7 protein-coding genes are annotated in these 6,072 nt (G+C 70.7%); 4 read left to right on the top strand and 3 right to left on the bottom strand.

Annotated features, from left to right (window positions below):
- From ACWEBX_RS36535 to ACWEBX_RS36545, 3 genes are all read left to right on the top strand, one after another.
- A partial coding sequence (locus ACWEBX_RS36535; protein ID WP_451889050.1) for an FAD-dependent oxidoreductase occupies positions 1 to 1,516 on the top strand: 1,516 nt, incomplete at its 5' end.
- On the top strand, positions 1,513 to 2,967 hold the full coding sequence (locus ACWEBX_RS36540) for an ATP-binding protein (RefSeq protein ID WP_451889051.1): 1,455 nt from the start codon (positions 1,513 to 1,515) through the stop codon (positions 2,965 to 2,967). The genes ACWEBX_RS36535 and ACWEBX_RS36540, both read left to right, overlap by 4 nt.
- Positions 2,964 to 3,314: a UBP-type zinc finger domain-containing protein gene (locus ACWEBX_RS36545; protein WP_451889052.1), complete on the top strand. Its 351-nt coding sequence runs from the start codon at positions 2,964 to 2,966 to the stop codon at positions 3,312 to 3,314. Before ACWEBX_RS36540 ends, ACWEBX_RS36545 begins: the two co-directional genes overlap by 4 nt.
- Before the next feature lie 39 nt (positions 3,315 to 3,353).
- Here the strand turns inward: ACWEBX_RS36545 and ACWEBX_RS36550 are convergent, their stop codons facing one another.
- Positions 3,354 to 3,845, bottom strand: coding sequence for a VOC family protein (locus ACWEBX_RS36550; RefSeq protein WP_451889053.1), 492 nt, complete (start codon positions 3,843 to 3,845; stop codon positions 3,354 to 3,356).
- Positions 3,846 to 4,004: 159 nt separating this feature from the next.
- On the opposite strand from ACWEBX_RS36550, the gene ACWEBX_RS36555 reads away from it, so the two are divergent.
- Positions 4,005 to 4,163, top strand: a complete 159-nt coding sequence (locus tag ACWEBX_RS36555) for a hypothetical protein (RefSeq protein WP_384241284.1) — start codon at positions 4,005 to 4,007, stop codon at positions 4,161 to 4,163.
- Here ACWEBX_RS36555 and ACWEBX_RS36560 read toward each other — a convergent pair.
- Positions 4,148 to 4,624 (bottom strand): hypothetical protein, encoded by a 477-nt coding sequence (locus ACWEBX_RS36560; protein WP_451889054.1) that lies wholly within the window; start codon positions 4,622 to 4,624, stop codon positions 4,148 to 4,150. The genes ACWEBX_RS36555 and ACWEBX_RS36560 overlap by 16 nt on opposite strands.
- Positions 4,625 to 4,734: 110 nt before the next feature.
- A partial coding sequence (locus ACWEBX_RS36565; protein WP_451889055.1) for a serine hydrolase domain-containing protein occupies positions 4,735 to 6,072 on the bottom strand: 1,338 nt, incomplete at its 5' end.

Genomic DNA, 6,072 nt, shown 5'->3' on the forward strand with positions numbered 1-6,072 from the left:
GCTGAAGCTGCGCGGTGACCAGGTGGCGGTCATCCTCGCCGACTACCGCATGCCGCAGATGAACGGCATCGAGTTCCTGGAACAGGCCCTCGACGTGTACCCGGGCGCCCGCCGGGTGCTGCTGACCGCGTACGCGGACACGAACGCGGCCATCGACGCGATCAACGTGATCGACCTCGACCACTATCTGCTCAAGCCCTGGGATCCGCCGGAGGAGAAGCTCTACCCGGTCGTCGACGACCTCCTGGACGCGTGGCGGGCCAGCGACTACCGGCCCGTGGGCGCCTGCAAGGTGGTCGGGCACCGCTGGTCGGCCCGCTCCTCGGGTGTCCGGGAGTTCCTGGCCCGCAACCAGGTGCCCTATCGCTGGTACTCCTCCGACACCCCGGAGGGACAGCGCCTGCTGAGCGCCGCCGGGCAGGACGGCGACCGGCTTCCGCTGGTGGTCACCCCGGACGGCACACCGCTCGTCGAGCCCGAGGACCCCGAGATCGCGGCGCACGTCGGGCTCGCCACGACACCGACATCGGAGTTCTACGACCTCGTCGTCATCGGCGGCGGTCCGGCCGGGCTCGGGGCGGCCGTGTACGGCGCGTCCGAAGGGCTGCGCACCGTACTCGTGGAGCGGTCCGCGACCGGCGGACAGGCGGGCCAGAGTTCACGGATCGAGAACTACCTCGGCTTCCCCGACGGAGTCTCCGGGGGACAGCTCACCGACCGGGCGCGGCGGCAGGCGGCCAAGTTCGGCGCCGAGATCCTCACCGCGCGTGAGGTGACCGGACTGGAGGTCACCGGGGCCTCGCGCACGATCCGCTTCTCCGACGGCTCCGCGATCTCCGCGCACGCGGTGATCCTCGCGACCGGTGTCTCGTACCGCCAGCTCCAGGCTCCGGGCCTCGCCGAGCTGACGGGCTGCGGCGTCTTCTACGGCTCGGCACTGACCGAGGCCGCCGCCTGCCAGGGCCACGACGTGTACATCGTGGGCGGCGCGAACTCGGCCGGCCAGGCGGCGATGTATCTGGCCCGGGGCGCCAAGTCCGTGACCATCCTGGTGCGCGGCTCCTCGCTGTCCAACTCGATGTCGCACTACCTGATCGAGCAGATCTCGGACGCGCCGAACATCTCGGTGCGCACCGGTACGGTGGTGGACTCCGCGCACGGCGACGGCCATCTGGAACAGCTCACCCTGCGCGATGTGGAGAGCGGTCACACCGAACTCGTCGACGCGCAGTGGATGTTCGTGTTCATCGGCGCGGCCCCGCTCACCGACTGGCTGGAGGGCACGGTCCTGCGGGACGCCCGCGGCTTCATCGTGGCGGGCCCGGACATGACACCCGACGGGCAGCCCCCGCGCGGCTGGGAGCTGGACCGGCCCCCGTACCACCTGGAAACCAATGTGCCCGGCGTGTTCGTGGCCGGGGACGCGCGCGCCGAATCGGCGAAGCGGGTCGCGTCCGCGGTCGGAGAGGGAGCCATGGCCGTCATGCTCGTCCACCGTTATCTGGAGCAGTCGTGACCGGGCGGCCGGTGCCGTGCGACGCGGCGGAACTGGGCACGCTGTTCCTGTTCGAGAAGCTCGACGGCGGCCAGTTGGACCGGCTGTGCCGGGAGGGCCGGACGGAGCAGTTCGACCCCGGGCCGGTGTACACCGAGGGTGATCCGGCCACCTGCTTCTACGTGCTACTGGAGGGCACGGTCGTGATGTCGCGCCGGGTCGGCGCGGACGACGTGGAGATCAGCCGCACGTCGAAGCGCGGGGTGTACGCGGGGGCCATGCAGGCCTATCTCAGCGACCCGGGGGACGCGCAGTACAAGGGTTCCATGCGGGTCACCGAGCCGTCCCGGTTCTTCGTCCTGCCCGCGGCGACGTTCGCCGCGATCCTGCGGGACTGGTTCCCGATGGCCGTCCATCTGCTGGAGGGCATGTTCTTCGGCAGCCAGAACGCCCAGCGCACCGTCGGGCAGCGTGAGCGGCTGCTGGCGCTCGGCTCGCTGTCGGCCGGGCTCACGCACGAGCTCAACAATCCGGCCGCGGCGGCCGTACGGGCCACCTCGGCGCTGCGTGACCGAGTGGCCCACATGCGGCAGAAGCTGGGGATGATCGCCTCGGGACCGTACGCGCGCGACGCTCTGGAGACGCTGGTCGAAATCCAGGAGCGGACCGCCGAACAGGTCGCCAAAGCCACCCCGCTGACCCCGCTGGAGGCCTCCGACCGGGAGGACGCGCTCGCCGACTGGCTCGACGACCACGACATCGCGGGCGGCTGGCAGCTCGCCCCGACCTTCGTGCAGGCGGGTCTCGACACCGACTGGCTGGACCAGGTCGCGGCGGCCGTTGACGGGCCGACTCTCGAAGGCGCGGTCCGGTGGCTCAACTACACGGTCGAGACCGAGCTGCTGATGAACGAGATCGAGGACTCCACCACCCGTATCTCGCATCTTGTGGACGCGGCCAAGCAGTACTCGCAGATGGACCGCGCGCCCTACCAGGTCGCCGACGTGCACGATCTGCTCGACAGCACCCTGATGATGCTCGCCGGCAAGATGGGCTCCGGCATCAAGGTCGTCAAGGAGTACGACCGGGCGCTGCCCCGGATCCCCGCCTATCCGGGTGAGCTGAACCAGGTGTGGACGAACCTCATCGACAACGCCGCCTCCGCGATGACCGGCGAGGGGACGCTGACGGTGCACACCGCTCCCGACGGCGACCAGGTGCTCGTCGAGTTCCGTGACACGGGCACCGGAGTGCCCGAGGAGATCCGCGACCGGATCTTCGACCCGTTCTTCACCACCAAGCCGGTGGGCGAGGGAACCGGACTCGGCCTGGACATCTCCTGGCGGATCGTCGTCAACAAGCACCACGGCAGTCTGATGGTGCAGTCCGTGCCCGGGGACACCCGCTTCCAGGTACGCCTGCCCCTGACCGTCGTGGAAACCGCCGCGGAAACCACGGAGGAGCCGTCATGACCACGCCGAACGGAATCGACCCGTCCATACCGCCGAGCGGCACCGGCTGCACGGAGTGCGACGCTGCCGGCGGATGGTGGCTGCATCTGCGGCGCTGTGCCCAGTGCGGGCACGTCGGCTGCTGCGACGGCTCCCCGGCCAAACACGCCACCGCGCACGCGCACGGCACCGGGCATCCCGTCATCCAGAGCTTCGAGCCGGGCGAGGACTGGTTCTGGGACTACGACACCTCGGAGCTCTACGAGGCCGGTCCCGAGCTCGCTCCCCCGGTGAGCCACCCGCTCGACCAGCCCACTCCCGGCCCCGCCGACCGGGTTCCCGGCAACTGGGCCGAGCTGCTGCGCTGAAGCCCCGTGGCCGGAGCCTCGAGGGCTCCGGCCGCCGTCTCAGAGGACCTTGTTGCCGTACATCTCGCCGAGCGGATCGGCGAGCAGTTCGATCCGGGCGCCGTCGGGGTCGCGGAAGTAGATCGAGGTACCGCTCTCCTCCATGTACTCGACCTCGGCCGCGTCGAGCCGCTCACGCAGTTGGCGCCAGGTGGCGGGGTCGACCGAGATGGCGAGGTGGTGCAGCCCGCCGAGGACCTCCGCGTAGGGGCCGAGGTCGAGGCCGGGGAAGTCGAAGAAGGCGATCAGATTGCCGTTGCCGAGATCGAAGAAGAAGTGGGTCGAGCCCTTGTAGTCCCGGTTCTCGATCATCTCGGTGAGGGGAAAGCCCAGGACGCCCTGGTAGAACCGCACGGTCCGCTCCACGTCCGCGGAGAGCAGCGCCACATGGTGCACGCCGCGTGCCGTGCTCCGCGGCCTCTCCGCCATCAGATGGGCGTCCTTGATCCGTTGACGCTCCGCTTCGATCGCCGGCAGGTCCATGGCGCCCATCGCAAGCTCCTCACCCAGAGAACGGGAAAACGCACTCGGAACTGAATACAACCACTCGTCCGCCGGGATGCGCGGCGGGGCACCAAGGGCGATCCTGGATATATGTCCGGACGGGCTCCTCTGGTTGTGCATCCGGCCCTGGATACCAGTGGCCGTGAGGTGACCGCGCGGGGTGAGAACCTCGGCGTGGCGTTCTCGGACGAGGATCTGCTGGAGTTCCTGGGCCGGGCGGGACTGCCGGACGCGGAGGATCTGCTGGACGATCCGGCCTGGGTGAAGTGGCGCGGAGGACAGGCGCACTTCTACGGAACCGGCTGATCGGCCGGCGGTGCCAGGACGGCGAGTGTGCCGTTGGCCTGGCGCAACGCCAGTTCCAGGGGAAGCGCGGGATGCAGCGCGCCCGTCCCGTCCGGCGGCACGATCCACTCGAGCGGCCCCGCCGAGCGGTACGGCGGCGGTACGGCGACCCAGGAGCCCCTGCCGAGATGGCGGAGCCCCGAACCCTCCCACCGGCTCGCGGGGTCGGGCGGCAGGAAGAAGCCCACGCGCTGAGCGGCGCAGTCGACCAGTGTGGGCCCCGGCACCCGGACCGGGTCGCACCACAGGATGTCGAGGGCGAGCAGGCCGAGCTGCTCGGGCACGCTCAGCACGTCCCAGTAGCGCCCGGCCTCCAGGAGCACACCGCCGCTTCCCTGGTCCCAGTCGCGTTTGCACGCCCTCGGGTCCGTGGCGGCCGCGGCCAGCCACTCCACGCTCCGCGTCCACATCAGGTTCGTCATGCATCACCCCGGAGTCGGTTCTCTCCGCCCGGCAGGCACGCGGGCGGCGCGGGTCGAAAGACCCACGTCCGCCCGTCAGGACCTCGGCATATGCATCGTGGTGGATAACTCTACGTGGCGGAAGGGGTGGCGAGGTGTGGCGTTTTCCGGGGACCGGTTGACGGCGTTCGCGACGGTGCTCGCAGGGAGTGCAGGGAGGGGGCGTGCAGCGGGGTCGTGTGCCAGCGGGCGGTGAAGGTCCGGCCGGGGAGGACGCACTCCACGGTCAGCCGGTGCGGGGTCTCCAGGAAGAGCACGTCGACGCGCAGGGTGCCGGGGCCGGTCCAGCCCCCGCTCACCGCCAGCGGCGTCGGGCCGGGATCGACGCTCCAGCCGGTTCCTTCGAGGCGCAGTTCGAGTCGCCGGTCTCCCTCGGTCAGGGTGACATCGGTTCCCTTGTCACTCTCGGCGACGAACACGCCCGTCAGCGTCCGCTGGGTCGCGCAGACGCCTCCGGCCGGCACGAACTCCGCCTGCGACCAGGTCCCCGTGGGTTCCGTGGGCTCGGCCGCGGCCTCGACCGGCGGCAGGGCGAGCCCGGCGAGCCGTCGGCTCAGCGCCTCGTCGCGCTCGCTCGCGTCCCGCGGCGGTGCCGTCCCGAACGCGGGCAGGAGATGGCGCCACATCAGGTCCAGCAGTTCCTGCATCCGGTCGGTCGCCGCGGTCGTCACGATCACGGCGTCGTGTTCGGGCAGCACGACGCAGAACTGTCCGAACGCCCCGTCGCCACGGTATCCGTGCCGTCCCCGCCAGAACTGGAATCCGTAGCCCTGCTGCCAGTCCGACCGGGCGCCCCCGGGAGTGCCGTCAGCGTTCGCGACGTGCGCGCGGGTCGCCTCCGCGATCCAGGAGGCCGGCAGGAGCCGCCGCCCCTCCCAGACGCCGTCGTCCAGATAGAGCTGCCCGAGCCGGGCGATCGCGTCGGTCGCGGCGTGCAGCCCGCTGAAGCCGATCTCCCGGCCGGCCCGGTTCCGCGTCCAGTCGGTCTCCCCGATGCCCAGCGGCTCGAACAGGCGGGGCCGCAGGTACTCGGTCAGCGACAGACCGGTCACGCGCTGGAGGATCGAGGCGAGCGTGTAGGTGGCCGACTGGTTGTAAGCGAAGACGGTGCCGGGGTCGCGGTCCGGCGGGATCAGCAGGAATCCGCGTACCGCCTCCGTCCGGTCGGTCCGCATCGCGTCGGCCCAGGTCTCGGTGAGATGGCCGCTGGCCATGGCCGCGACGTGCCGGACGAGCATGGCGCGGCTGCGTGGATCGGTGATGTCGGCCTCGAACTCGGGGAAGTACGAGATCACCGGCCGGTCGAGGTCCAACAGGCCCTCGGCCACGGCGAATCCGGCGGCCGTGGAGGTGAAGCTCTTGCTGAGCCAAGTCGTCGAGCCCCCCTCGGCGGCGACCAGCACCTCGGC

The organism is Streptomyces sp. NPDC005070 (assembly GCF_053600395.1).